34 protein-coding genes are annotated in these 23,530 nt (G+C 45.8%); 18 read left to right on the top strand and 16 right to left on the bottom strand.

Annotated features, from left to right (window positions below; all coding sequences use genetic code 11):
* Positions 1 to 8 precede the first annotated feature (8 nt).
* The gene (locus ACUVJL_RS15115) at positions 9 to 182 is read left to right on the top strand and encodes a hypothetical protein (protein WP_445246587.1); all 174 of its coding nucleotides are present in this window, start codon (positions 9 to 11) and stop codon (positions 180 to 182) included.
* A 169-nt stretch (positions 183 to 351) separates the two neighbouring features.
* On the opposite strand, the gene ACUVJL_RS15110 is transcribed toward ACUVJL_RS15115, so the two are convergent.
* Both ACUVJL_RS15110 and ACUVJL_RS15105 read right to left on the bottom strand, forming a co-directional pair.
* Entirely contained in the window at positions 352 to 666 is a 315-nt protein-coding gene (locus tag ACUVJL_RS15110; protein WP_445246586.1) for a hypothetical protein, read from the bottom strand.
* Positions 663 to 956, bottom strand: a complete 294-nt coding sequence (locus tag ACUVJL_RS15105) for a type II toxin-antitoxin system RelE family toxin (RefSeq protein ID WP_445246585.1) — start codon at positions 954 to 956, stop codon at positions 663 to 665. Before ACUVJL_RS15105 ends, ACUVJL_RS15110 begins: the two co-directional genes overlap by 4 nt.
* Positions 957 to 1,031: 75 nt before the next feature.
* Between ACUVJL_RS15105 and ACUVJL_RS15100 the strand changes: the two genes are divergently transcribed.
* The gene (locus tag ACUVJL_RS15100) at positions 1,032 to 1,382 is read left to right on the top strand and encodes a hypothetical protein (protein ID WP_445246584.1); all 351 of its coding nucleotides are present in this window, start codon (positions 1,032 to 1,034) and stop codon (positions 1,380 to 1,382) included.
* Here ACUVJL_RS15100 and ACUVJL_RS15095 read toward each other — a convergent pair.
* Together ACUVJL_RS15095 and ACUVJL_RS15090 are read right to left on the bottom strand one after the other, a co-directional pair.
* Entirely contained in the window at positions 1,379 to 1,750 is a 372-nt protein-coding gene (locus ACUVJL_RS15095; protein ID WP_445246583.1) for a XisI protein, read from the bottom strand. The two genes, ACUVJL_RS15100 and ACUVJL_RS15095, sit on opposite strands and share 4 nt — an antisense overlap.
* The gene (locus ACUVJL_RS15090) at positions 1,738 to 2,157 is read right to left on the bottom strand and encodes an element excision factor XisH family protein (protein ID WP_445246582.1); all 420 of its coding nucleotides are present in this window, start codon (positions 2,155 to 2,157) and stop codon (positions 1,738 to 1,740) included. Before ACUVJL_RS15090 ends, ACUVJL_RS15095 begins: the two co-directional genes overlap by 13 nt.
* Positions 2,158 to 2,398: 241 nt before the next feature.
* Here ACUVJL_RS15090 and ACUVJL_RS15085 point away from each other — a divergent pair, with 241 nt between their 5' ends.
* Positions 2,399 to 2,623, top strand: coding sequence for a DUF433 domain-containing protein (locus ACUVJL_RS15085; RefSeq protein ID WP_332977765.1), 225 nt, complete (start codon positions 2,399 to 2,401; stop codon positions 2,621 to 2,623).
* Positions 2,623 to 2,991, top strand: coding sequence for a DUF5615 family PIN-like protein (locus tag ACUVJL_RS15080; RefSeq protein ID WP_445246581.1), 369 nt, complete (start codon positions 2,623 to 2,625; stop codon positions 2,989 to 2,991). The genes ACUVJL_RS15085 and ACUVJL_RS15080 overlap by 1 nt, the downstream gene beginning before the upstream one ends.
* On the opposite strand, the gene ACUVJL_RS15075 is transcribed toward ACUVJL_RS15080, so the two are convergent.
* From ACUVJL_RS15075 to ACUVJL_RS15055, 5 genes are all read right to left on the bottom strand, one after another.
* A complete protein-coding gene (locus ACUVJL_RS15075; RefSeq protein WP_445246580.1) occupies positions 2,967 to 3,182 on the bottom strand; it encodes a hypothetical protein in 216 nt (71 codons plus the stop codon). The two genes, ACUVJL_RS15080 and ACUVJL_RS15075, sit on opposite strands and share 25 nt — an antisense overlap.
* A gap of 49 nt (positions 3,183 to 3,231) precedes the next feature.
* Positions 3,232 to 3,579 (bottom strand): type II toxin-antitoxin system PemK/MazF family toxin, encoded by a 348-nt coding sequence (locus tag ACUVJL_RS15070; RefSeq protein WP_445246579.1) that lies wholly within the window; start codon positions 3,577 to 3,579, stop codon positions 3,232 to 3,234.
* Positions 3,569 to 3,967 (bottom strand): CopG family ribbon-helix-helix protein, encoded by a 399-nt coding sequence (locus ACUVJL_RS15065; protein WP_445246578.1) that lies wholly within the window; start codon positions 3,965 to 3,967, stop codon positions 3,569 to 3,571. The genes ACUVJL_RS15070 and ACUVJL_RS15065 overlap by 11 nt, the downstream gene beginning before the upstream one ends.
* On the bottom strand, positions 3,957 to 4,214 hold the full coding sequence (locus ACUVJL_RS15060; RefSeq protein ID WP_445246577.1) for a hypothetical protein: 258 nt from the start codon (positions 4,212 to 4,214) through the stop codon (positions 3,957 to 3,959). Before ACUVJL_RS15060 ends, ACUVJL_RS15065 begins: the two co-directional genes overlap by 11 nt.
* Positions 4,215 to 4,633: 419 nt before the next feature.
* Entirely contained in the window at positions 4,634 to 4,789 is a 156-nt protein-coding gene (locus ACUVJL_RS15055; RefSeq protein WP_445246576.1) for a hypothetical protein, read from the bottom strand.
* Positions 4,790 to 4,915: 126 nt separating this feature from the next.
* On the opposite strand from ACUVJL_RS15055, the gene ACUVJL_RS15050 reads away from it, so the two are divergent.
* The 5 genes from ACUVJL_RS15050 to ACUVJL_RS15030 all read left to right on the top strand — a co-directional run bounded on the left by ACUVJL_RS15050 (position 4,916) and on the right by ACUVJL_RS15030 (position 6,402).
* Entirely contained in the window at positions 4,916 to 5,131 is a 216-nt protein-coding gene (locus ACUVJL_RS15050; protein WP_445246575.1) for a hypothetical protein, read from the top strand.
* Positions 5,128 to 5,304, top strand: coding sequence for a hypothetical protein (locus ACUVJL_RS15045; protein ID WP_190738037.1), 177 nt, complete (start codon positions 5,128 to 5,130; stop codon positions 5,302 to 5,304). Before ACUVJL_RS15050 ends, ACUVJL_RS15045 begins: the two co-directional genes overlap by 4 nt.
* Positions 5,305 to 5,314: 10 nt before the next feature.
* Entirely contained in the window at positions 5,315 to 5,698 is a 384-nt protein-coding gene (locus ACUVJL_RS15040; protein ID WP_445246574.1) for a hypothetical protein, read from the top strand.
* Positions 5,699 to 5,834: 136 nt separating this feature from the next.
* Positions 5,835 to 6,119 carry a BrnT family toxin gene (locus ACUVJL_RS15035; protein WP_445246573.1) on the top strand — a complete coding sequence of 95 codons (285 nt, stop codon included), beginning with the start codon at positions 5,835 to 5,837 and terminating at the stop codon, positions 6,117 to 6,119.
* Positions 6,106 to 6,402, top strand: coding sequence for a hypothetical protein (locus ACUVJL_RS15030; RefSeq protein WP_333122947.1), 297 nt, complete (start codon positions 6,106 to 6,108; stop codon positions 6,400 to 6,402). Before ACUVJL_RS15035 ends, ACUVJL_RS15030 begins: the two co-directional genes overlap by 14 nt.
* A gap of 95 nt (positions 6,403 to 6,497) precedes the next feature.
* Here the strand turns inward: ACUVJL_RS15030 and ACUVJL_RS15025 are convergent, their stop codons facing one another.
* Positions 6,498 to 6,761 carry a DUF4926 domain-containing protein gene (locus ACUVJL_RS15025; RefSeq protein ID WP_445246572.1) on the bottom strand — a complete coding sequence of 88 codons (264 nt, stop codon included), beginning with the start codon at positions 6,759 to 6,761 and terminating at the stop codon, positions 6,498 to 6,500.
* A 163-nt stretch (positions 6,762 to 6,924) separates the two neighbouring features.
* On the bottom strand, positions 6,925 to 7,836 hold the full coding sequence (gene argB, locus ACUVJL_RS15020) for an acetylglutamate kinase (RefSeq protein ID WP_445246571.1): 912 nt from the start codon (positions 7,834 to 7,836) through the stop codon (positions 6,925 to 6,927).
* Positions 7,837 to 8,086: 250 nt separating this feature from the next.
* Here argB and ACUVJL_RS15015 point away from each other — a divergent pair, with 250 nt between their 5' ends.
* Positions 8,087 to 8,878, top strand: coding sequence for an HAD family hydrolase (locus ACUVJL_RS15015; protein ID WP_445246570.1), 792 nt, complete (start codon positions 8,087 to 8,089; stop codon positions 8,876 to 8,878).
* Between the two features lie 70 nt (positions 8,879 to 8,948).
* Here ACUVJL_RS15015 and mreD read toward each other — a convergent pair whose 3' ends face one another.
* The 3 genes from mreD to ACUVJL_RS15000 form a co-directional block, all read right to left on the bottom strand.
* The gene (gene mreD, locus ACUVJL_RS15010; protein ID WP_445246569.1) at positions 8,949 to 9,515 is read right to left on the bottom strand and encodes a rod shape-determining protein MreD; all 567 of its coding nucleotides are present in this window, start codon (positions 9,513 to 9,515) and stop codon (positions 8,949 to 8,951) included.
* Positions 9,512 to 10,318: a rod shape-determining protein MreC gene (gene mreC / locus ACUVJL_RS15005; protein WP_445246568.1), complete on the bottom strand. Its 807-nt coding sequence runs from the start codon at positions 10,316 to 10,318 to the stop codon at positions 9,512 to 9,514. The genes mreD and mreC overlap by 4 nt, the downstream gene beginning before the upstream one ends.
* An 87-nt stretch (positions 10,319 to 10,405) precedes the next feature.
* Positions 10,406 to 11,413: a rod shape-determining protein gene (locus ACUVJL_RS15000; protein WP_006632285.1), complete on the bottom strand. Its 1,008-nt coding sequence runs from the start codon at positions 11,411 to 11,413 to the stop codon at positions 10,406 to 10,408.
* 331 nt (positions 11,414 to 11,744) lie between these two features.
* On the opposite strand from ACUVJL_RS15000, the gene ACUVJL_RS14995 reads away from it, so the two are divergent.
* From ACUVJL_RS14995 to ACUVJL_RS14960, 8 genes are all read left to right on the top strand, one after another.
* On the top strand, positions 11,745 to 12,104 hold the full coding sequence (locus ACUVJL_RS14995) for a single-stranded DNA-binding protein (RefSeq protein ID WP_106148051.1): 360 nt from the start codon (positions 11,745 to 11,747) through the stop codon (positions 12,102 to 12,104).
* Positions 12,105 to 12,151: 47 nt separating this feature from the next.
* Positions 12,152 to 12,673: a tetratricopeptide repeat protein gene (locus ACUVJL_RS14990; RefSeq protein ID WP_445246567.1), complete on the top strand. Its 522-nt coding sequence runs from the start codon at positions 12,152 to 12,154 to the stop codon at positions 12,671 to 12,673.
* A gap of 79 nt (positions 12,674 to 12,752) precedes the next feature.
* Entirely contained in the window at positions 12,753 to 13,358 is a 606-nt protein-coding gene (locus tag ACUVJL_RS14985) for a hypothetical protein (protein WP_445246566.1), read from the top strand.
* Positions 13,359 to 13,495: 137 nt separating this feature from the next.
* Positions 13,496 to 14,800, top strand: a complete 1,305-nt coding sequence (locus tag ACUVJL_RS14980; RefSeq protein ID WP_445246565.1) for a TldD/PmbA family protein — start codon at positions 13,496 to 13,498, stop codon at positions 14,798 to 14,800.
* 364 nt (positions 14,801 to 15,164) lie between these two features.
* Complete coding sequence (locus ACUVJL_RS14975; RefSeq protein WP_445246564.1) at positions 15,165 to 15,989, top strand: DUF3153 domain-containing protein; 825 nt, start codon at positions 15,165 to 15,167, stop codon at positions 15,987 to 15,989.
* 200 nt (positions 15,990 to 16,189) lie between these two features.
* Positions 16,190 to 16,579 carry a lipopolysaccharide assembly protein LapA domain-containing protein gene (locus ACUVJL_RS14970; RefSeq protein WP_445246563.1) on the top strand — a complete coding sequence of 130 codons (390 nt, stop codon included), beginning with the start codon at positions 16,190 to 16,192 and terminating at the stop codon, positions 16,577 to 16,579.
* 66 nt (positions 16,580 to 16,645) lie between these two features.
* A complete protein-coding gene (locus ACUVJL_RS14965; protein WP_445246562.1) occupies positions 16,646 to 17,461 on the top strand; it encodes a segregation/condensation protein A in 816 nt (271 codons plus the stop codon).
* A 297-nt stretch (positions 17,462 to 17,758) separates the two neighbouring features.
* Positions 17,759 to 18,922, top strand: a complete 1,164-nt coding sequence (locus ACUVJL_RS14960) for a sugar phosphate nucleotidyltransferase (RefSeq protein WP_445246561.1) — start codon at positions 17,759 to 17,761, stop codon at positions 18,920 to 18,922.
* A 122-nt stretch (positions 18,923 to 19,044) separates the two neighbouring features.
* On the opposite strand, the gene speA is transcribed toward ACUVJL_RS14960, so the two are convergent.
* Together speA and ACUVJL_RS14950 are read right to left on the bottom strand one after the other, a co-directional pair.
* Positions 19,045 to 21,054 carry a biosynthetic arginine decarboxylase gene (speA, locus tag ACUVJL_RS14955; RefSeq protein WP_445246560.1) on the bottom strand — a complete coding sequence of 670 codons (2,010 nt, stop codon included), beginning with the start codon at positions 21,052 to 21,054 and terminating at the stop codon, positions 19,045 to 19,047.
* A 1,050-nt stretch (positions 21,055 to 22,104) separates the two neighbouring features.
* Positions 22,105 to 23,253, bottom strand: a complete 1,149-nt coding sequence (locus ACUVJL_RS14950) for a helix-turn-helix domain-containing protein (protein ID WP_445246559.1) — start codon at positions 23,251 to 23,253, stop codon at positions 22,105 to 22,107.
* Positions 23,254 to 23,530: the final 277 nt, after the last annotated feature.

Genomic DNA, 23,530 nt, shown 5'->3' with positions numbered 1-23,530 from the left:
GTTGCTTGATGATTACTTTATCTCAAGTGATCGCCCCCATTCCTCTGGCTCATCAGCTACGACTCGATCATGCTATGGAAGCTTTGATGGCAGCAGGCATCCCGCGTCATCTATTTAAAATACTCACTTCCAACGATGACATCGATTTAAAGCCTGTAACCCAATATCTCAAAGCAGTCTAATAGATAAATGCCCAGAAACCGGGTTTTTATGAAAATACTTTGCCGTAGCCCGCGAATTCTGTAAAAACCCGGTTTCTTTGTTCTGAGTGCGTAAAAAGATCGCCCTTTTTTCCCTGCATTGCGATCGCCCTTTTGCCCAAATAACCAAAAGGGCGATCGCCCTCTGCATTTAATTCACGGGAGATGACTCAGCTAAACCTAACTCTGCCATCAGTTGCTCGTGAGAAACATTGCCACTTCGCACTTGCTTTGACTCTGATTTCCGAAGCGGTTCGGGAATGTCAGCCAGTGTCAAAACGGGTAACGTCAATGCTTCTTTAAACCACTCAATGTTTTTTGCTAATTCTTCCAAGCTTTTTCCCCAAGGTTCCACAGCATTTTCAGTACATCCCGCGATCGCTCCATCTGATTCATAAAACACTTCCCGAATGATATAATCGCCGTTATCTTCCAGAAACACTCGATAATTCCATTTAATTGTCATACATCCTCCTGCTGTCCGCGAAATAAAAAATTATTGCCCTCTTTCTCGCCAATACGCTTAATTTCTACAATCTGTACCTGTTCTTCAACATTGTAAAAGACTCGAAACTCCGCAATCCGCAATTCCCAACCTGCAATACTATTAGGTCGAGTGCGCTTGCGGTTGCGAGTCTCAACACTAGGTTCATATCGCAATTGCACTGGAATTTCGCTCAAGATTTGTTGTTGCTCGTGCTTCTTAAAGTATTTTAAGTCTTCTATTGCTTGCGGAGTGTATTCAATCTGGTACATTTAAGTTAATAAATTAACTATCGTCCTTTCTTAATTATCATAGCCAAGTTTGTAAAATTTTATGCTCAGAAACTCATGAAAATTCGAGAATCTCAAGGTAAGAGCATCTGGAACCATTCTCAGGTTTGGTGCTGTGAGCCTCTTGACCCCATACCGCCCGGTCATATTGCCCTAGCCGTTGAAGCGATCGCCCTAGATATTGTAGACTGGGATATCGAAGAAATTGGCGAAAAAGCAGGTTTTGATATTCAGTACAGATACACGGGAGTGAATGACCCGAAAGATTCATCTTTAGCTTGCGTAACTCAGTTTGTCGGCATCTACGAGGACTGGTCAAAGCTCGATCGCCCTTTTTGTCCGAAAGTGCGATCTACCTTATTTTCCCAAATAACCAAAAGGGCGATCGCTCTTCCCCTGCAAATTTAACCCACTTGCAATAATTCTTGAGACTGTATTGAATTTGGTACGCCATAAGCTGTATAAGCTCTTACTTCTGGCGGTTGAAGTCCTAAAACAATTAACTTAGGGGGAATGCCCGCTGCTACTAATTCTTCAGCGATCGAGCGATCGGTATTATTAGATTGAATCCAAACTTGACCCTCGATAATATCCATGTGTATAACACAATCGTGAATTCTTTTCCCCTGAAACCATCCCATTGATAGTAACATATACCGATCGTTTTCTAAATCGAAAATTACTTGACTTTGTACCTCACTTTCAGAAGCAAAAAACCCTGAGTATTCATTGAGAATCCCTTTAACAATCTGGCGGCAATCTACTAGGGTATCCATTTAACAATCTCCTCTATTTGTGGATTAAAAACAATCAACTTCAAATGATTATCGACCAATAAAATATCGGCAAACTTATCTTCAATAAAAAGCTCCTCAAAAGACATCGCAGGTATGGCAAGATAGAGCGTTCTTTCCGGTTCAGTTTGTTCTAAAATTCTCTGATAAAGAATGTATTGTCCCAAAGCCTTCTCTAAATCTAAAATTTTAGAGTCACTGATAAAACTTTTAACTTCAACAGCTATCTTAGACTGATTATTTTCAGCGCCAATCAGTTTTTCTGCTCCGATATCTACAAATAGTTTTCGCTTAGCCCATTTCAACAACAACGGGTCATGAGTAACTTTCCAGCCAGCTTTAACAAGTGCCTGTTTCACAACTGGATGATAGTAATCTTTTGCTGACACTGTTGCTCCTTTTAAACGCTCTAGGACGATGCTTTAAGTATAGCAAATAAATTACCGACATTACTACCAATGACCCGAAAGATGAATCTTTAGCTTGCGTAAGCCAGTTTGTCGGCATCTATGAGGACTTTTCAAAGCTCGATCGCCCTTATTTTCCGAAAGTGCGATCGCCTTTCCTTAAGTTAAAATATAACTTGTCAGATTAGATAATATAACTTATCAGATTCAGAAAGGACAACTTATGCCTGTAAACTGGAGAGAACATATCGTTAGTACCCCCGATGTACTGCGAGGTAAACCAAGAATCAAAGGGACTAGAATTCCCGTTGGTCTGATTTTAGGATATTTAGCATCAAATAACACTGTCGAACAAATCATGGACGAGTTTCCAGATATCGCCAAAGAACAGATAGCTGCTTGTCTTGATTATGCTCGCGATTTGTCGGATTTTGAAACAGTTGCCTAATGAGTTTAAAATTGTTCATCGATCAATGCGTTCCTAAGTCTATTATTCAAATACTTCGTGATACCGAGCATGAAGTTTTTGTATTAGGAGATTACATCCCAATTGAATCTCCAGATACTATTGTCATTGCCAAAGCTCAGGAATTAAATGCCATACTTGTTTCTCTCAATGGAGACTTCGCAGATATTGTGACTTATCCGCCAAGTTCATATCAAGGAATCATTTCTATTCAACTGAGAAATCACCCTGAAATTATTCCTCAGTTGATGGCAAGGCTGACAGAATACTTATCATTGCACGATAGTGAGGAGCATTATCGAGGTAAATTACTACTGGTAGAAGTTTACAGAATTCGCATTCGAGTATAAAAATTGATAGCGATCGCCCTTTTCCCCCAAATAACTAAAAGGGCGATCGCCTTTCCCATGCCGAATCCCTGCATTGCGATCGCTCCTTTCCATTCCATCCAGCTATCCCAAAAAAGATCGCCCTTATGTTCCGAAAGTGCGATCGCCCTTATTGTCGGAAAGTGCGATCGCCCTTTTCCCGAAATAACCAAAAGGGCGATCGCATTCCCTCTCTATCATCCTTTCATCCCCAAGCGATTGCTACAGTCCTAATGTGTGTCTGAGTGCAGCATCTACAGATACCATATCTGACCAAATACCGATCGCTCTATCAATTTCTGAATCGAGAACAGTGACAATATTATCAGTCATAATCACCGAATTTGTTATTAATCCCGTTTGCTGTCCTTCAGACGTTGTGATATCTACCAACACTCGACTGGGATGCCCAGCACGAGCCAGATTACTCGTAATCATTGCCACAATAGTCTGCGACAAATTAGTTCCTATACTATTAGCCTGAATGACCAAAGCCGGTCGCCGCTTAGCGGTTCGCAGGCTAGAATTGGGAAACAAAACTAACACCACTTCGCCACGATTATAAGGCATCGTACACATCCATTTCTGGACAGTTCCAATCTTCAGCAAAACTTTGCAGTCTAGCACGCAGATTTGCTGCTTGTTCTCGATTTATACCGCGAGATTGTAAATCTATAGCTCCCTTTTTTTGTCCCTCGTCAATAAAGTCGCCAAGTTTTGATTCTTCCTGATTTGTTGTAATTTCTGCAAGTAGCCTTTGATTCATTTCCAGATAGGTCGAGATTGCTTCATTCACTACGTCGCTTAAATCTCGATTCATCAGGGTAGCGATCGCAGAAAGTGCTGCTTTTTTCTCGCTGTCCAGTGTCAGCATCATGTTTTCTTTGCTCATTGTTTGTGCGATCGCCATCAATAGTATTATTATGCCATTATAGCAAAGAGTCAATTCAAGGGTCATAGCTACCTTGGTAAGTTCTGTAGATGCGGTAGCCAGGGAGTACAAAAGCCATGCCAATTGGACTCTGAATTTTCCCCGGATAGCTTTCTTTTGTCAAGCTACCCCCAATCCTAATTTTGATAGCACCCAGCCAAATGTATAGCCCTGGAATTAAAGTATCTAAACTGTAGGCGATCGCTCGCATTTGAAGATCCGGGGGATTAATCGGTTTTAAATACTGTGGCTTTTCAGGTTGAGAAATAGACATGGCACTGATTGCTGTGCGGTATGGTGGAAAAGCGGTCTTGTTGAGAACATTTTAACATAACCTAACTTTCACTTTTCTATTGTTAAGCTTACTTTAGTATTTGGTCACCATAGCCCTAGACATTGTAGACTGGGATATCGAAGAAATTGCCTATAAAGTAGGTTTTGATATTCAGTACAAATACACGGGAGTCAATTACCCGAAAGATTCATCTTTAGATTGTGTAAGTCAGTTTGTCGGCATTTATGAAGACTCCTCAAAGCTTGATCGCCCTTTCGAAGCTTTGATTGTGACCGGCATCCCTTGTCATCTATTTAATAGGACTTACCCATGAGGCCCAGAAACCGGGTTTTTTATCAAAATACTTCGTTATAGCCTGCAGATTCGGTAAAAAACCCGGTTTCTTTAGTCGGAATGAATCAGTCCAGTCTGATAATGTTTTGGGCGTAGCGCAATTGTTGCTTTTTCAAAGTACGCGCGTGCGTAGCTATCCCGTAGGGAATCGCCCTTTTTTCCCAAAGTGCGATCGCCCCTTTCCCATGCCGAATCCCTGAATTGCGATCGCTCCTTTCCATCCACCTATCCCAAAAGCGAGCGCCCTTTTTTTATTCACTCGCGCACATATTCTACTTGTTAACATGATAACATATCAGCAGAACAGGTGTACGATCGTGAGAATATAAAAATTGGAGGAAGCCTAAATGGGAAAAAGTACAGAAGTGCCAGCGAAGCGACACAACCCAAATTACATACAGCTATCGGGAGATGTCCGAAAAGAACTAGGACTTCAGTTTAAAGCTGCGTGTACTCTGAAGCAGCTAAATATAGGAGAAGGGTTGGAAGAAGCAATAGAGATGTGGTTCCAGGCTCAGCAAGCCCCCTCATCCAGCAAGAGCAGCAAAAAGGGGGACGAGTGAGAGATCCAGAACGGGAAAAAGAAGAGCTTGGCAATCCCATCAACGAACCCGTACAAGCGTATAACCTAAAAGAAGCGAAAAAGAAATGCCAACAGCTAGCAACTGAATATGAACGGTCTCTTGCAGATGTTCGCCCTGAAGGCAAAGCCTGGTTTCGCTGCTACTTTCAGTGAGGGAAAATACATGAAAATTCGAGAATCAGTTGGTCAAAGTGTCTGGAACCATTCTCAGGGTTGGTGCTGCGAGCCTCTTGACCCCATACCGCCCGGTCATATTGCCCTAGCTGTTGAAGTGACGGATATGGCACTTGTAGACTGGGATATCGAAGAAATTGGCGAAAAAGCAGGTTTTGATATTCAGTACAAATACACGGGAGTCAATGACCCGAAAGATTCATCTTTAGCTTGCGTAAGTCAGTTTGTCGGCATCTACGAGGACTGGTCAAAGCTCGATCGCGATTTGGAAGTTTTGATTGCAGCCGGCATCCCGCGTCATTTATTTAAAATACTGACTGACAACGATGACATCGATTTGAAGCCTGTAACGCAATACCTCAAAGCAGTCTAATAATGTCTTGGGCGTAGCGCAATTGTTGCTTTTTCAAAGTACGCGCGTGCGTAGCTATCCCGTAGGGAATCGCCCTTTCCTTCCCAAAGTGCGATCGCTCTTATTTAAATAATGTTAATATCGAAGCATGGATAGTGTGTACAGACTGCAAGGCGTTGAGTTTGAATGGGACACAAACAAATTCCAGATTAACCTAGAAAAGCATGGCGTTAGCTTTGAAGAAGCCGCAGAAGTTTTCTTCGATCCATTCTATCAGGAGGGAGATGCAACGGCTAATGACGAACAGCGTAACTTTATCCTGGGTTATTCCCGCACTCCACGCCTCTTACTGGTTGTTTATGTAGAACGCAGCTTGCGAATACGCATCATTTCTTCCCGTCCTGCTACCCGCACAGAAAGGAAATTATATGAACAATTCTGAAGAAGAAATAAAATTGCAATTGCGACCTCGTACAGCGGAAATAGTCTCGCTAAACATTCCAATAGATACTTTAGCATCACTTGAGAAAATAGCGGCAAATCGAGATATGTCTGTAGAAGCATTGCTTAAGTTTTATATAGGGCAAGGCTTACGGGAAGACTTAGCTAAAGTCTTTTCAGAACGCTTGCTGGACAAAACTGCTCAAGTTTTGGCTAGACACCTGGAGTCAGCCGAAGAAATATCAACTATTATTCGAGAAATTCAAGCTGAAACTGCACGTTAAATGATGGCGCGATTTAAGTACAAAACTAAAAGCATCTCGCCCTTTCCTTCCCAAAGTGCGAGATCCCTTATCTAACTTCTCTTCTCCTCACATTACTAAGCAAATGCAAGTTCATATTGCAGAACTAAAATTTCATCGGCTTTCAACATAGCCATAGCATATTCAATCCCTTGACTCTCAGCAAACTCCACTAAATACTGACATTCCTTTCCCGTATCATACACTTCAATAATAGTTCCCACAAGTCCAACTGGCAAACTAGAAATAGATGCGTATTCTGAGCCCACTAGCGCTAATCGCGTATTTGAAATCGGCTTGAGAAGCCCAACAGAATCCAAAAGTCTAAAGTTTTTGATCATAGTTTAACAAAAGCTGAAATCCAACAACGGTTAGAATTAGTTGAAGTAATTTCCCAGAAGTACCTTCTAAAGGTTGGTAGGGGCAGGTTTATTTAGGATATACGCGATCGCAGCGAGTTTACCCCTTTCACGCACCCGCCCTCCCCACCCTAGGATTTACGCCTTACTTAGGCCTTAAGTTCGCGGTGCTAAACTCAGAAGCCACAATCATCGACCCAATCCCCGCATCCGTAAATATTTCTTGCAGCAAAGCGTGAGGAATTCGACCGTCAATAATGTGAGCACCCTTAACACCCTGAGCCAAACTCCGCACACAACAATTAACCTTCGGAATCATTCCCCCAGACACAACTCCCGACTCAACCAACTGTCTCGCTTCCTGAATATCCAACTTAGCAATCAGACTCTCAGGCTTGTGATAATCCTCCAAAATTCCCGCAGTATCCGTCATCAAAATCAACTTTTCTGCTCCCAAACCAGCCGCAATTTCCCCAGCCACCGTGTCAGCATTAATGTTGTAAGATTGACCGTGTTCATCCGCCGCCACGCTCGACACCACCGGAATATAACCGCTGTTCACCAAAGACTCCAAAATCTGGGTTTTCACGCCGCTGACTTCACCAACAAACCCAATTCCCTCCCGGCCGTCCGGGCGAGCTTGAATCAGATTGGCATCCTTGCCGCACAATCCCACTGCTTTGCCGCCAGCTTGGTTGATTAACGAAACAATTTCCTTATTTACCTTCCCCACCAAAACCATTTCTACAACTTCCATCGTCGCCGCATCAGTCACTCTCAAACCATCTTTGAATTGCGGCTCAATTCCCAATTTTTCCAGCCAAATATTAATTTCCGGGCCGCCGCCGTGAACCACAACCGGACGCATCCCCACGCAAGCTAGCAGCACAATATCCCGGACTACCTTGTCTTTGAGAGTGCTATCTTTCATCGCCGCACCGCCATATTTGACCACAATGGTGCGACCAGTAAAGTGTTGAATGTAAGGCAGTGCTTCGGACAGCACCTCTACTCGATTAGTGTCCGAATTCCTAACAAAATCGCTTTGTTTGAGCATGGGTAAATTACAAAAGACTAAACACTTAATTCTAAACTTTAATGGCTAAAGCACATATCAACAGCCACAAAAATCACTTTTTCCCTGGATTTTATCGACGCGCAGGCTGGAGCGATCGCCCTTATTGAGCCCAATCCTCCAAAAATTAATAGGTTTTTTTAATAATTTTATTTAAAATTTTGTATTATAACTTATACATTTCTTGCTAAAGTCAAGAAATGTATAACTCCCTTGATTTACTTAACGTTTTATGTTAACTGCTGTCGCCCCAGACTCCGAAAACCTTCAGTACAAGCTACCATTAGAGGCTGACTCCTCCCCCCGAATGACAGTATTTTGCGATTTAGACGGGCCGATAGTCGATGTGTCCGATCGCTACTACGCCACATATCAACAGGGATTAGCCGACACTCAAGCAGCTTATCTTGCTAGGGGAATCAACCTCAACCTCCAAATCCTCAGCAAACAGCAGTTTTGGCAAATGAAACAAAACCGAGTGCCCGATGCTGAAATAGCCAAAATTTCCGGCTTGTCGGGAGAAGAAATTCACGTTTTTCTCGGATGCGTGAGTCGGATTGTCAATCAGCCAGACTTGTTGCACTTAGATCGCATCCAGCCGGGAGTGCAATGGGCGATCGCACTTCTGCACTCTCGCGGCGTGCGCCTGATTTTAGTCACCCTGCGGCCGAGAAATCAAGCCGTTCAACTGTTGCAAAATTACGGTTTAGCCAGACTGTTTACCTGCATTAGCGGAACTCAGATGGCGGATGCCGCTTATCACAACTATACAGCCTTAAAAACTGAATTGTTGGCTGAAGTTGCCCAAGAATTTGAGTCATCGCTGGGTTCGGCTTGGATGATCGGAGATACAGAAGCAGACATCCTCGCAGGAAAAGCATTGGGAATACCTACAATTGCCGTTACCTGCGGAATTCGCAGCCGCTATCAACTGCAACAGCATCAGCCTAATTTAATTCTAAGCGACTTGATTATTGCCGTTCCTCACTTATTAGGTTCAGGCCAACAAGTAATAGTAGAATGACTACAGTTAAGAGTAATTAGTTAACAGTTAACAGTCAACAGTTAACAGTCAACAGTTAACTGATGACTGACTAAGGCTTTTCTAAATTCCTGGTCATTTCCCACAAGCGATTGAGGGGAAAATAAATCACCGGAGCCCAAAGACTGCTAAGAATAGCAGAACACAAAGCCACTCGCTGATGATAGGTCCAAATTTCCAGTAAAGCCCGATCGCCCATAGCAAAAAATTGCAGCCCCATCACCGTTTCCGCTACCACCGCCATCCCAAACACAATTAACGCGATTGGAATCGGATCTCTCTCAACAATATCTGCAGGAATCGACCAGGTTTTCTGCAAAACAACTGTTAAGACTCCTACAACAACTAGACTCACAGCGTGGGTGGGATCGGGAGCCGTCATCGCATCCTGAAGAAACCCCAAAACCAAGCCCATGCTAGCGGCTCCCCAAACTGTACGTTTCCGCTTAATACTCCAAGCAACCAACCAAATTAACAGCCAGTTGGGCCCAATTCCCAGCAATTCCATTCCCGGCAGCCGAGTAGGCAATATCAGTATGCACAGCATCACAGAAACAAATGTAACGCCGAAGTTGAGAAATTGGCGCGATCGCGAAGACATCCGAGATAAAGCTTTCATTGCTGCTCTACTCCCCCAGATGGTGCAGAAGATTGACTCTGCGAATCCTTTGATTCAGCTTGCTTAGAGTGGGGGTAAACCACCGCCCACTCCAGAGAATTCATCGGTGCAGAGAACTCAATAACAGCTTCTGGAGCCGGAGATTTATTCATATCAACCGAAACCACTTTTCCCACCGGCAAACCAGGAGGGAACAACTGACTGAAAGAAGAAGTTGAAACCACATCCCCAGGCTTGACATTGGGAACATTATCAAAAAACTCCATCACAGCCTGATTTCCGCCTTTCCCGCGCATAAAACCCATGTGGCGAGTGCGGGTAATTCCCACACCCAATTGACTCGTAGCGTCGCTGACTAACAGCACCAAGCTAGTATTAGGAGTAACGCTGACAACCCGGCCTACCAAACCGCCCGGGCCCATCACAGTAAAATCTGTTTTAATGCCATCGTTACTGCCGCGCCCCAAGGTTACTTGCTGCCACCAGTGGCCGGCACTGCGGCCGACAATAGGAGCTACAATCCCTGGAGGTTTCTTAGCCGAAACGTAACCTAAAAGCTCTTTTAGCTTCTGATTTTGAGTTTCTAATTCTAATAGCTGCGCTTGCAATTCTTGAGTGCGCGCCGAGATAAGCTGCTCTTGCCCCGAGCCATCGGATTGAAACGGACGAGTCACCAAATTGTAAACTTCAAACAGTGCAGCACCTTGTGTTTGTCGAACTCCCCAAGCGGCAGTTATAGCTAAACCTAAAAGAGCAATTTGCAGTCGCAGATCCCACCACTTGCGGAATGTATTTTTTAGCATAATTTCAGTAATCTAAAATTGTTATGTCAGGATTTTAGATTTGAGATGGCAGCCCTATTTCTAAATCCAAAATCCCAAATTAGTTAACTACATATTGCGCGACGACTGCCCGCTGAAAACCCGTTCCAACTGTTTGTTTTCCAATACCCTACCTGTTCCCAAAACCACGCAGCACAGCGGATCTGCCGCCACGTGAGTGACAATTCCTGTTTCGTGACTGATCAGAGTATCTAAACCTTTCATCAGCGCGCCACCACCAGCCAGCATAATTCCCCTGTCAATAATATCTGCTGCTAATTCCGGGGGGGTGCGTTCCAAAGTACGCTTGACAGCTTCCACAATTACTGAAAGCGGTTCCGACATACTTTCGCGAATTTCTGGGCCTTTGATCGTAACAGTTCGCGGCAGACCAGACAGTAAGTGCAAGCCTCGCACTTCCATCATTACGTCGTCATCCTCTGGAGTTGGATATGCAGAACCCACCTGAATCTTAATTTCTTCAGCAGTGCGTTCGCCGATGACCAAATTGTGAACTTTTTTCATGTATTGGACGATCGCCTCATTGAGTTCGTCGCCGGCTACCCGCACAGACTCACTGATCACCGTACCTTGCAAACTCAAAACCGCAACTTCCGTCGTACCTCCGCCGATATCTATAATCATATTGCCAGTCGCCTCAGCAACAGGCAGTCCAGCTCCGATCGCCGCAGCGATGGGTTCATCAATTAACCGCACTTCTCTAGCACCGGCCTGAGTCGCCGCCTCAATGACAGCACGCCTTTCGACTCCGGTGACACCGCTGGGGATGCCAATAATTATCCGCGGCGAAACTAAGCTTCGGCCTTCGTGAACCCTGCGGATAAAAGTCTTGAGCATCAGTTCGGCTGTATCGAAGTCTGCGATTACCCCGTCGCGAAGCGGGCGCAGTGCTATGACGTTCCCTGGCGTGCGCCCGAGCATTTTTTTAGCTTCTTCTCCAACAGCCAGCGGTATTTTTAAGTCTTGGTCGATCGCCACTACAGAAGGTTCCTGCAGAACAATACCTTTGCCGGATACATAAACGAGCGTGTTAGCAGTACCGAGGTCGATACCCATATCTCTAGATAACGAAAATCGATTGAGAAGACCCACTGATTCGTACCCCCCCCCAAAACTAAAATACTATTGTGTGCAATAATGTTGTTACAAAAGTGTAACCGAGGTGGATTCTATTACGTTTTTCATCCTGAGTCTAGTCAGAAATGTACATTGTCGAGATCAGGTTGAGCGCAGACTCGCCAATCATCCACCATCAATATGTTCTGGTAACTGGGTGTAAAATCAGGATGAAGCTCTCACAAGCGCTGTTCCAATTTCAGTTTGGAGGCTAGTGCGCGTGTTGACTGTTTAACTACATCACCGATCGACCACATTTCTAAAAAAGTTTATGAGTCTTAATGTTGTGACTTTAGTAGGCCGCGTCGGCGGCGACCCGGACGTGAAGTATTTTGAGTCGGGTACAGTTAAGTGCAAGTTGACGCTGGCAGTGAGAAGACGATCGCGCAATAACGACGAACCAGACTGGTTTACTCTAGAAATCTGGGGCAAAACAGCGCAAATCGCTGCTGATTACGTTCGCAAAGGCGCTCAAATTGGGGTGACAGGCTCTTTGAAGTTCGATCGCTGGCAAGACCGCAGTACAGGAGCTAATCGCTCAATGCCAGTAATTAGAGTAGACCAGTTAGACTTGCTGGGTTCCAAACGCGACAACGAGTCGGGTATGTCGCAACACAACAGCGAATTCTAGCGTTTGGGGAATTTGGGAAGTAATATTTGTGAATTGGGTAGGTGCTCGTGACCTCAGAAAAGTTAGAAATAGTTCAAACTGAGTACCAAGCTGGGCAAGTAGCTTTTGAGAGTGGCCGGTATGCTCAAGCTGTGCAGAGTTTAGAAACAGCTACCGGTTTAGTCGATCGAAATTCCCGGTTGGGCGGTGAGGTGCAGATGTGGCTAGTGACAGCCTACGAAGCCTCTGGCAATACAGAAAAGGCGATCGAGCTTTGCCGCAAGCTCACCCGCCATCCCCGCCAAGAAACCCGCCAGCAAGCAAAGCGCTTGCTGTACATTCTCGAAGCTCCCAAACTCACTATCCCTCCTGAATGGATGGTGAAAATCCCTGATTTGGCAGCTTTAGATGAAAATCAATCAATCAGTTTTCAAGCCAATCCGAACGCTGATATCAAGTACGCTAAACCCAAGCCCGCCGTACCAGAACCCGTAGATTTGAGTCAGGTTAATACGAAAGATAATAGGTTTATTTGGGTGGCGTTAATTGCGATCGGGCTAATTTTAGGCGGCTTATTTCTTAGTTATTAATCATTTTTTCCTTCGCACAAACTGTATCTCTAGGGTGCGCCTGGCCGCGCGCCTCACCCCTACTGAGAGAAATTCAGCAATGCCTTTTAGCAATTATAAAAGTATCAGCGCAGTCGCCAAAGAATTCCAAATTAATTGCCTACGGCATAATTTCATTGTCGAAACAGAATTTGCAGTCAGCGAAGTTTTTCGGAATGAATTAGAATTGATTTTCAATGACGGAGTATTTGACAACTCGGAAATCGCCATTTGTGAAAATATCATTTATCCTGTATTAAAAGAAGTTTGGAAAAATTATCGAAGTAATTTTCTCCTCTGGAGTCACCAAACCTTAGTCTATAATGAGAATCTGTCCGGAATTCCAGATTATATATTGGCGAAGCGCTCACCCCTCGGCACAGTAGTTTTTGACAAGCCCTATTTCATATTAGTTGAAGCCAAGAAAGAGAGCGCCTTTGATGAAGGATGGGGGCAGTGTTTGGCAGAAATGGTCGCCGTGCAGCGACTTAACAATGAACCAGAACAAACAATCTTTGGTATAGTTTCTAATGGGGCAATGTGGCAGTTTGGCAAGCTGAAATTAGAAATGTTTACTCAAAATAAATTTTTCTATACAATTCAGGACTTAGAGCGACTGTTTGCAGCCGTTAACTATGTTTTTAAACAGTGTGAATTACAATTATAGGAGAAGGAAGAAGTAAGGAACGACACTGATTTTGACACGGATACACCGATTAATTATCGAGCATGAGGCAGGAGTCAGAAGTTGAATAGCGATAATTGCTAAAATAAAAAAAAGACCACACCAGAAAGGCGATTATTGTGAGCGATTCAACCGTAGACCAGATTTTGAAATTGGCCTCTCAACGCGCCGATGCCGCGGAAGTATACTACCTGTCGAGTCAAGACACCCCCATCGAATTTGAAAACAATCGCCTCAAATCCCTGCAAACCAAAGCACTGCAAGGCGTAGCACTCCGCCTGATTTACCAAGGCAAAATCGGCTTTGCTAGTTCCACCGATTTAACGCGGGTAGACGATTTAGTCGATGCAGCGATTCAAACAGCCGAAATCGGCGATCCCGCAGAATTTGAACTCGCCTCCAACTTCCACCTAAAAGGCCCGGAAACCACCTACACTCCACCCACAACTCAAGAATTAGTCGAAAACGGCAAAAACCTCATCGAGCAAGTTCACGCCTACAATCCCGATATTATGGTAGATGTCGGCTTTCACGTCCGCAGCGGCAGAGTGAAAATTGCCACCACGCAAGACCTGTATGCCGAAAGAAGCAGCCAAATAGTCAGCGGCTCGATCGCGGGAAATTTGGTACAGGGAGAAGACTTTATGCAAGCATACAGTTACGACCTAGCGCGCGATCGTCCCCTAGACACCAACAGCATCCTCCAATCACTCCTCGAAAAATACCGCCTCGCCGAACAATCAGCCACCATCACCAGCGGTTCCTACCCAGTATTATTTACCCCCAGAGCCGCCGCTAGCACCCTCGGCAGCTTGTTTGATACCATCCTTTCAGGTCAAACAGTAGTTCAAAAAGCCTCTCCCCTAGCCGACAAAATCGGCGAAACCTTATTTGACACACGCTTTACCTTTTTTGAAGACCCCACTTTAGGCCCTTCTGCTTGTCCCTTTGACGACGAAGGTACCCCCACCACCCGCAAAATCTTGATAGACAAAGGTACTGTCACCGGATTTTATTGGGATCGCAGGTGGGCCGCTCGCGCCGGTGTACAATCAACCGGCAACGGTTTTCGTGGCGGATTGTCTCGCCCAGGCCCTGATTTGACTAACTTTTGCATTTCCCCCGGAAATACCCCCACTCAAGACTTGATAGCTAGCATGGACGAAGGTCTAATAGTAGAGCAGGTTTTAGGAGCCGGTCAGTCCAATCAGTTAGCTGGCGAATTTTCTGTCAATTTGGACTTAGGCTATAAAGTAGAAAAAGGCAAAATAGTCGGTCGCGTCAAGAATACAATGGTCGCAGGCAGCATTTTTGAAGCCTTTAAAAATTTGGCAGATTTGAGCAGCGAAGCCGAATGGGTAGGCGGTGCGGCATATTTGCCGAGTATGCTGTTTCAACATTTGGGTGTAGCTTCCAGGCAATAAGTTCAGTGCAGTTTTACTCGTTACCAGGCTCTGCCTGGTAATACATATCATGAGGCTCTGCCTCGAATTTGGATGAAAGCTTGCGAGGCAAAGCCTCTGGACATTGGTTCCCAGGCAGAGCCTAGGAACCAGTTAACGTGCAAAACAAACTCAGTGCGGTTAATTTACTCGTTACCAGGCTCTGCCTGGTAATACAGATGATGAGGCTCTGCCTCGAATTTGGATGAAAGCTTGCGAGGCAAAGCCTCTGGACATTGGTTCCCAGGCAGAGCCTAGGAACCAGTTAAACAAACATAGAAACAGTATCGGCAATTCAACGCTTTGCTAATTCATGCAAATAGGTAAAAATAGGAAAAAATGTATCATGAAAGAGCAAAATGTCAAGGATGGAACAGGGAAGAAGAAAAAGAATTTTTTCTTTCTTTTACCTTTGGTTTTTTGCGTTTTAAATCTAGTGACTGGATGCGTTCAGTACGATGTCGGGGTAAACTTTGAGAGTCAAACTCGCGGCGAAATCGTGCAGCACATTAAACTAGGGGAAAGGTTGACGAGCTTCAGCAGCGAAACAGTTGCAGAATGGTTGAAAAGCGTAGAACGCAGGGTGAGGTTGCTCGACGGAAAAACTAAACGGCTTTCCCAGACAGAAGTTCTAGTGAGGATTCCTTTCAATAATGGAGCCGAGTTGCAAGACAAGTTCAACCAATTTTACAATCCGATCGCACAAACCGCAAAATCTCGGGTTGCAAGTCCGCTAGAAACCGATTTGCCGAAATTTGAATCTCACCTGAATGTCAAGCAGAATAATTTGTTATTGGTGCTGCGAAATAGGTTGAGTTTGGAATTGGATTTGCGCTCTCTTTCTCTGCTTTCTTCTAACGGCAGTCTGCTGCTGAGTCCGGGGGGACTTTTGGAGCTAGACTTTAGCTTGAACACACCTTGGGGCGCAAAAAGTATTGAAACAGTCGCCGGTGCGCTGGTTCCCGAAAGCTATCAGCAGGGAAAACAGTTAGTGTGGAAGCTCAAACCAGGGGAAATTAACTATTTGGAGGCGATATTCTGGATTCCCAGCCCCGTAGGAATTGGGGCGCTGATTATTGCCTTATTTGTGGCGGCGGGCATTGCTTTGAAATATCAAATATTGCCAGCGTTGGGAATCGGCAAGAAACCCCAAAACATCGGTCAAACCTAAAGAGGATAGGTCTTCCCGGGGCGGGTTAACCAATCTCTTCAATCAACTCTCAGAGTTCCAATAAACCCGCCCATCCCCGGATATTATGGTTAATTGACCAGATTTGATATTATCAAAAAAACTGGCAGTATCTGCCAAAAAACAGTTGACAAAGGGCTAAGAATTTGCTTAACCTGAATTGAGAATTAGGAACAGAGAAAATGCGAGCGCTAAATTTCTTCTTCATCTTTCTGATTTGCTTGGCTCTAGTATTTTTCAGCATCGAAAATACACAGCCGATCGCGATTCAAGTTATTAAAGGCGTCCAAGTTAAAGCTCCGCTGTGCGTAGAACTAATTGTAGCGACCGGATTGGGAGCAATTCTAGCCTGGCTGTTCAGTCTGTGGTCGAGAATGCAGCGAACCCTCGCGTCGCGCCAAGAACTGCGCCAAGTTCGCGAAAAAGAGCAGCGGATTCAGGAATTAGAACAAAATCTTGAACGCTATAAAGCCGAAGTAGAAGGCAAACAACCTTTGTTAGAAAGTGCAGAAACCACAAGTTTAGAAACAGCAGCGACTGAGGTCAAAGCGGCTTCAATGACCGCCAATTAACTTGATATGCTCTCTCGTTTCCGGAGAGGGAAAATCTAAAATCTAAAATCTAAAATCTAAAATCGAATGGCCGTTTCCCGAGACCAAAATGGCTTAGAAACGATTTCCGAGGGGATCGCAATTTTAATTGACCTAGCAGAACGGGGAGAAATCGATCCTTGGGACGTTAAGGTAATTGAAGTGTTCGATCGATGTTTGAGCAAGCTTACGAACGCCTGCGATGCCGATCCGAGTAAGGATTTCTCCGATTTATCCCACTCCGGCCAAGCGTTTTTGTACGCTTCAATGCTGGTGTTGCTCAAAGCAGAAAGTATCGTCCTCTCAGAACCCCCCGCGAATCCCGACTCTGCCGACGAGCCGGCACTCGAAGACGCAGAGCACTCAGGAGGGCGACACTTGCCGCAGCATTTGGAGCGGCAATTGCGCCGTCGCGGTGTAGCTCAACTACCGCAAAAACGCCCGGTGACTCTGCCAGAAATGATTGAGCAGTTGCAGCTGATGAAAGCAGCAATGGAGCAGACAGTGGCCCCCCGGCGTCGCCCTACCTCAAAAATGCGATCGCAAGCAGCCCAGGCTATCTTTGACCTAGCTCACCAAGAAAACCTCGTAGAAACTGCTAGCGAACTCGAGCGGTTTCTGGCTCAGCGGGGCCCGGAAATAGACGAGGGTTGGCTCGACTTGGACAAATTGCTCGAACTCTGGCATCATAACGATTTGCACTCTCCTGTCAACCCAGAACTCCCCGTATCGACTGGGGAAGTTCACTTGTCAAATTATGACCGCGTGGGCATTTTTTGGGCACTTTTACTGCTGTCGGCTCAGTCTAAAGTAGAGTTGCTTCAAGAGGAGTTTTACCAAGACCTCAAAATCCGGGCGCTTTGAGCTTGGAGCGGCATCAGATCGGGTTTCGGGGCGGGTTTACCAGTCTCTGGAACTCTTGAGAGCTATCCGGGCGAACCCGCTCCCGGGCCAATTGTACGTGCATTCACCCGGACTTGATATTATTTCTGATTTCTGGTTAGTTAAATCTAGGTAAATTAGGAATAAATGATTGATAGCCTGGTACGATGTGGCCTATAAACAGGTCAGGATTTTGCCGCGATGGATCGATTCGATCGCAACCGCTAGCATCTAATTGTTGAGCTGATATCACTTAACACAGGGTTGAGGAAGTTAATAATGAAAGCGATGATTCTGGCGGCCGGTAAAGGCACTCGCGTCCGTCCCATTACTCAGACAATACCCAAACCGATGATTCCCATCCTGCAAAAGCCAGTGATGGAGTTTTTGGTTGAATTGCTCCGCCAGCACGGATTTGACCAGATTATGGTCAATGTTTCCCACCTGGCAGACGTGATTGAAAACTACTTCCGCGACGGTCAAAAGTTTGGGGTACAAATTGCCTATTCTTTTGAAGGGCGAATTGAGGAGGGAGAAATGATTGGAGAGGCTCTCGGTTCGGCTGGTGGCATGAAACGGATTCAGGACTTCTCGCCGTTTTTTGACGATACTTTCGTGGTGCTGTGCGGCGACGCTTTGATTGACTTAGACTTGACTGCTGCTGTGAAGTGGCATCGGGAAAAAGGGGCGATTGCTACTATTGTTATGAAATCGGTTCCCCGCGAGGAGGTTCCCAGTTATGGAGTCGTGGTAACAGACGAGTCTGGCAAAATTAAAGCTTTCCAAGAAAAACCTTCTGTAGAAGAAGCTCTGAGTACCGACATCAACACGGGTATTTATATTTTTGAACCAGAAATATTCAAATACATCCCTTCGGGCCAGGAGTACGATATCGGTTCGCAGTTATTCCCAGCGCTAGTAGCAGAAGGCGCGCCTTTTTACGGGATTAGCATGGACTTTGAGTGGGTGGATATCGGCAAAGTTCCTGACTATTGGCGGGCAATTCAGAGCGTGCTGCTGGGACAAGTTAAAAATGTTTCGATTCCGGGAATTGAAGTGCGCCCCGGCATTTACGCTGGTTTGAATGTAGCTGTCAACTGGGATAAGGTTGATATTACTGGACCTGTTTACATTGGCGGGATGACGATCATTGAGGATGGAGCAAAAATTGTCGGCCCGACAATGATCGGCCCAAATTGTTGGCTTTGCAAGGGCGCGACTGTGGAAAACAGCGTGATTTTTGAGTATTCCCGTTTGGGTTCCGATGTGCGGTTGGTTGATAAACTGGTGTTCGGGCGCTACTGCGTTGATAAAACCGGGGCTGCGATCGATTTGCAAGCGGCGGCTCTCGATTGGCTGATTACTGACGCTCGCCAAGTTTTACCGACTCACCACGGAGAAGAGCGGCGCGCGATATCTGAAATTCTCGGTCATAGTGGATAATTGGTAATTGCTAATTGGTAATTGCTAATTACTCAAAGTAAGGTGCGCAGTGCGCACCCTACTTTTACAGTTATTATGTCACCTTTCAATTCTGGTAAGGTGCTTGGGTTGCACCCTACATTTTAAGACTGAAGATAAGTATATTGGCTGAGACTCCGCTCATAATTTTGCAGCAAAAGTTGGGACTCGGAAAGAGTAATTTTATTTTGCTGCAAAGCTGCTTCTGTCTGACGGCGGATGCTTTCAACCAAACTTTCTGCATCGTACTGTACGTAGCTGAGGACTTCTTTCATAGTGTCTCCTTTCACAACGTGTTCGATATGATAGCCAGAAGGTGTTAGCTGAATGTGAACTGCATTTGCATCGCCGAATAAGTTGTGAAGATTGCCCATAATTTCTTGATAAGCACCTCCCAAAAATAGCGCCAAATAGTAAGGTTCTCCAGGTTTGAGAGTATGCAGTTCCAAAACCGACTTCACATCTCGCAAATCAATAAATTGGTCGATTTTGCCATCGCTGTCGCAGGTGAGATCGGCTAAAATACCGCGCTGAGTTGGTTCTTCGTCGAGTCTGTTAATTGGCATAATTGGGAACAATTGGTTAATTGCCCAACTGTCCGGTACTGACTGGAAAACAGATAAGTTGATGTAATAAATGGACGCCATCACCTTTTCTAAATCTTCCAAATCCTCCGATACATATTCTTTTTGCCGCGCGATCGCCTGTATTTTATTGCAGCAAGCCCAGTACAACTGTTCGGTTTTCGCCCGTTCCGCAATTCCCAAATAGCCTAAGTTAAATAAACTGACTGCTTCTTCCTTGAATTGGATAGCATCGTGATAAACTTCTTGGTAATTTTCTGGACTGATAGATTGGTAAATTTCGTAGAGATTGCGCGGAATTTGGTGGGCGTTTTCGTCTACTGGTTCTGGTACTTCTCTGGGGACATCGCTAGTACCAAGTACGTCAAAAACTAACACTGATTGGTGAGAAGCGATCGCCCGCCCGCTTTCGCTAATGATAATTGGTACCTGGATTTTCCGCTCGTCGCAGGCATCTTTCACTCCCGCTACTACGTCGTTAGCGTAGTTTTGCATATTGTAGTTTTTGGAAGCGTGGAAGTTGGTTTTAGAGCCGTCGTAGTCAACGCCGAGTCCGCCGCCTACGTCCAAGTAGTTCATATTAGCTCCCAATTTAGCTAATTCTACATAAATGTGGCTGGCTTCTCGAATGGCGTCTTTAATGACGCTAATTGAGGAAATTTGAGAGCCGATGTGGAAGTGCAGTAACTGCAAACAATCGAGCATTCCAGCTTTTTTTAGTTCGCCCACTGCGCGGATAATTTCAGGAATTGTCAAGCCAAATTTTGCCCGATCGCCCGTGGAGCCTCCCCAGCGGCCAACGCCTTTGGTAGTGAGTTTTGCTCGCACTCCCAAAATCGGTTTAATTCCTAATGCAATGCTCGCGGCGATTGCGAGTTCTACTTCCTCAATTTGCTCCAGCACAATTACGGAAGTTTGCCCTAGCCGCTGCGCCAAAATAGCAGTTTCGATGTATTCGCGGTCTTTGTAACCGTTACAAATTAACAAAGCGCCTGGGGTTTTTAAAGTCGCCAAAGCTATCATTAATTCCGGTTTCGAGCCGGCTTCCAATCCGAAGTGATGGGGTTGACCGAATCGCACCAAATCTTGAATTAATTGTCGGTGCTGGTTGCATTTGACTGGAAAAACACCGCGATACACATTTTTGTAATTGTAGCGAGCGATCGCTCTGGCAAAACACGAATTTAAGCGCTCGATTCGGTCTTCCAAAATATCAGAAAATCGAATCAGCAGGGGCAAAGCCAAATTTCGTTGTTTGAGGGATTCTACCAGTTCGCATAAGTCGAGGGAACCGCCGCGATCGCCCTTGGGAGAGACGGTAACGTGACCGGCTGCATTGATCGAAAAATACGGTTCGCCCCAACCTTGAATTCGGTAGAGTTTCTCACTATCTTCTATTGTCCAAGATTTTTGTGGCAGTGGAGCCGCCGTTACCAAAGCACTGTCTGGTGGCGCCAAACTCGTGACTGTTGGGGACTGAGTAGATAGCGGATCGAGATCGGAGAAAGCAGCGGTGGCTGGGGAACTCATAAAAAATACTCGGTAAGTGCGAAACTCAGCGGCTTGAGCCTAGAGAGGGAAACGACCTGGCGGTTTCAACCGCCTTGAATCCCCTTACGGGGAGAGGGGTATGGTTGCCCCTCAAGGAGATATGGTTGTCTCCGGCCTATTTCTAGGTAACGTTCGCTTTGCCAATGTTATAAAGGCTTGTTAAGCTTGCAGCACTATCTCAGTGACTTTAAGACTGTTTAACTACAAGCGACAGGGCGGAAAACTAGCGTCGCATTCTCCGGTGTCGTGACCCAAATAACGTAGTCAGTTAAGACTTAGGCGGGTCAGTACAGCTTGCTTCGATCTCTCTTACAAGCTCAATCCCTTTAGGGCTGAGTTACTGACCTTATCGGAAACCTCTTTTAGCAGTGGTCAAATAGATAGTTTATCGCACATATCGAGTTTCCTGATGCAGTTTAAAATTCACTTTGGGTGCCAGGCTGGACGATTTGAGATTTGAGATTTGAGATTTGACTCCACCGATCGATGAAAGTGGGAGATTGAACTAAAATTTAAATCGCGATCGCTCTCCACCACTCATCAAGAAAATGGGCGGAGCGAAGCGGAGGGCCCAAACCCCGTCTTTCTAAGAGGGCTTTTTAATGCATAGTACAATAATTGTGGTCGCGGGCCGACCTGGACAATGGAGACATAAAGCCTAACACCAAAGCCTGCGAGACTGGCAGCGACGAAGAAAAATTGGCACACCAGGATAAGCGGGAGGGGTGGCAAACATCCCTGAATCACGTTAACTGAATAAGCATTGCTTTGTTTCCTTTTTTTTGCGGTGGGACACACCGTGGAGCGTCTGTGGAGCGAACATAAGACCAAATCTCTTTCTTTCTTCAGCTGCAGTTGCTATGAAGCAGAAACCCAAATAGTGATGTTTCGGAATTCCCCTACCTTTGAGGTGGGGGAGGATGTCAAGTCTTCAAGCAAGTATCCATATGCAGGTAAGCCAGGAAACCGGGTTTCTGAGACTGGGCCTAGGCGAGGAATGTTGTCGGGCGATCAATCGCCCGACAAACACTAACCAAAAATCACCTCCGGCGGCGCCATGTCAGCCCCCACAATCATTCCCCCGTTGCTAGACTTCTTCAAACCTGGTTGAGGTGCTTTTTCTTGGCTTTTCTGAGCCGGTGCAACTGAGGCTGGCGGTGTCACCTGCGTTTGAGGTACTGCCTGTGCTCCTGGCATCAGGGGTTGCTGCGACAGCCAACCCAAACCCCCTACAGCCCCAGCCATCAAAGCGGTGTAGCCGACGTACAAATGCACCGGACGCATTTGAAAGCCTTCGGCTGACTCGGAATCGGAAACTGACAAATACATACTGGGAATTGGGCTCGGAGCAGGTTTGGGCAAAGCATTCGCCATCGCGCTACCGTCTAGTCCCAAGGCGTCGCCGAGCCTGCGGATAAAACCTCTAACGTAAATATCTTGGGGTAGTTTCTCGATTTCCCCATTTTCGATCGCTTCGATGTGGTGCAGCGGCACGAGAGTTTGACTGTGGAGTTGTTGGAGGGATAGGGAGCGAATTTGCCGTCCCTTGCGCAATTCTCTACCCAACTCCCGCAGGCACTCTTCTCGCTGTTGAACTGCTTTTGCTGCTTCTTCTTCCTTGGTGAGTTTTTTCGGCTTCTTGGGAAAACCGAACCCTGGGAAGGATTTTCCGGGGACGGTGACAGTTTCCGGTGCAGCCGACTCGATTTTATTTTCGTCTTGGGGCGCTTGCTTGCTGTCTTCAGAAGTGTTAGTGTCTTGAGCGGAATTTTCAGTGTCGGATTCGGTTTTGGGGGGCGCTTCCACACTAGCGGTGCGCCAATAGAAGACAGGAACAGGTACTGGTGGCTCCAATTCTCTAAATTCTGTCTCCGTCCCAATGGCGGGACTTACAGTAGCCCAACTCTCTTCGGCTAGTTGCAGTTCAATTTTGTTTTCTTGGGGAAACAGGTCAAATGCGAGCTTGACGGCTTCTCTGCTAACTGCTCTAATTAAAATTTCGGCAGCGGAGGCTGCTGATCCCAACATTGTTTGCAAGCTAGCTAGAGCCTGGCTATAGGTCTCGCTACAGAGGAGTTCAGCTTCTATTTGACTGAGGACAGAACGAAAATTTTCTTGAGGAATTTCAATAGTTGCGTGATCTGTCACCCCAAAATAAGCCTCGGGTTTCAGTGCCATGATATTTATCTTGTCTTACTAGAAGGTATCTGAGTATGTTCTTCGACAGGTTGGCCGTGATTCCGGATGTCGGTTGGGGGAGAGTGCCAGATGGGGAGAGTGTTCGACTGGGGGAGAGTGTGCGAGTCGCAATTGGCGATGCCCGATGCCCGATGCCCCATGCCCGATGCCCCATGCCCGATGCCCCATGCCCCATGCCCGATGCCCAATAACTAATTATTATGACAAGACCTCTAACACCGGCCAATAAAACTTTAGAAAGGTCAGCTTGGACTTG

The sequence above is a fragment of the Microcoleus sp. OTE_8_concoct_300 genome (assembly GCF_031383065.1).
Lineage (GTDB): Bacteria > Cyanobacteriota > Cyanobacteriia > Cyanobacteriales > Microcoleaceae > Microcoleus.
This window is presented reverse-complemented; position numbering and strand designations above follow the sequence as displayed.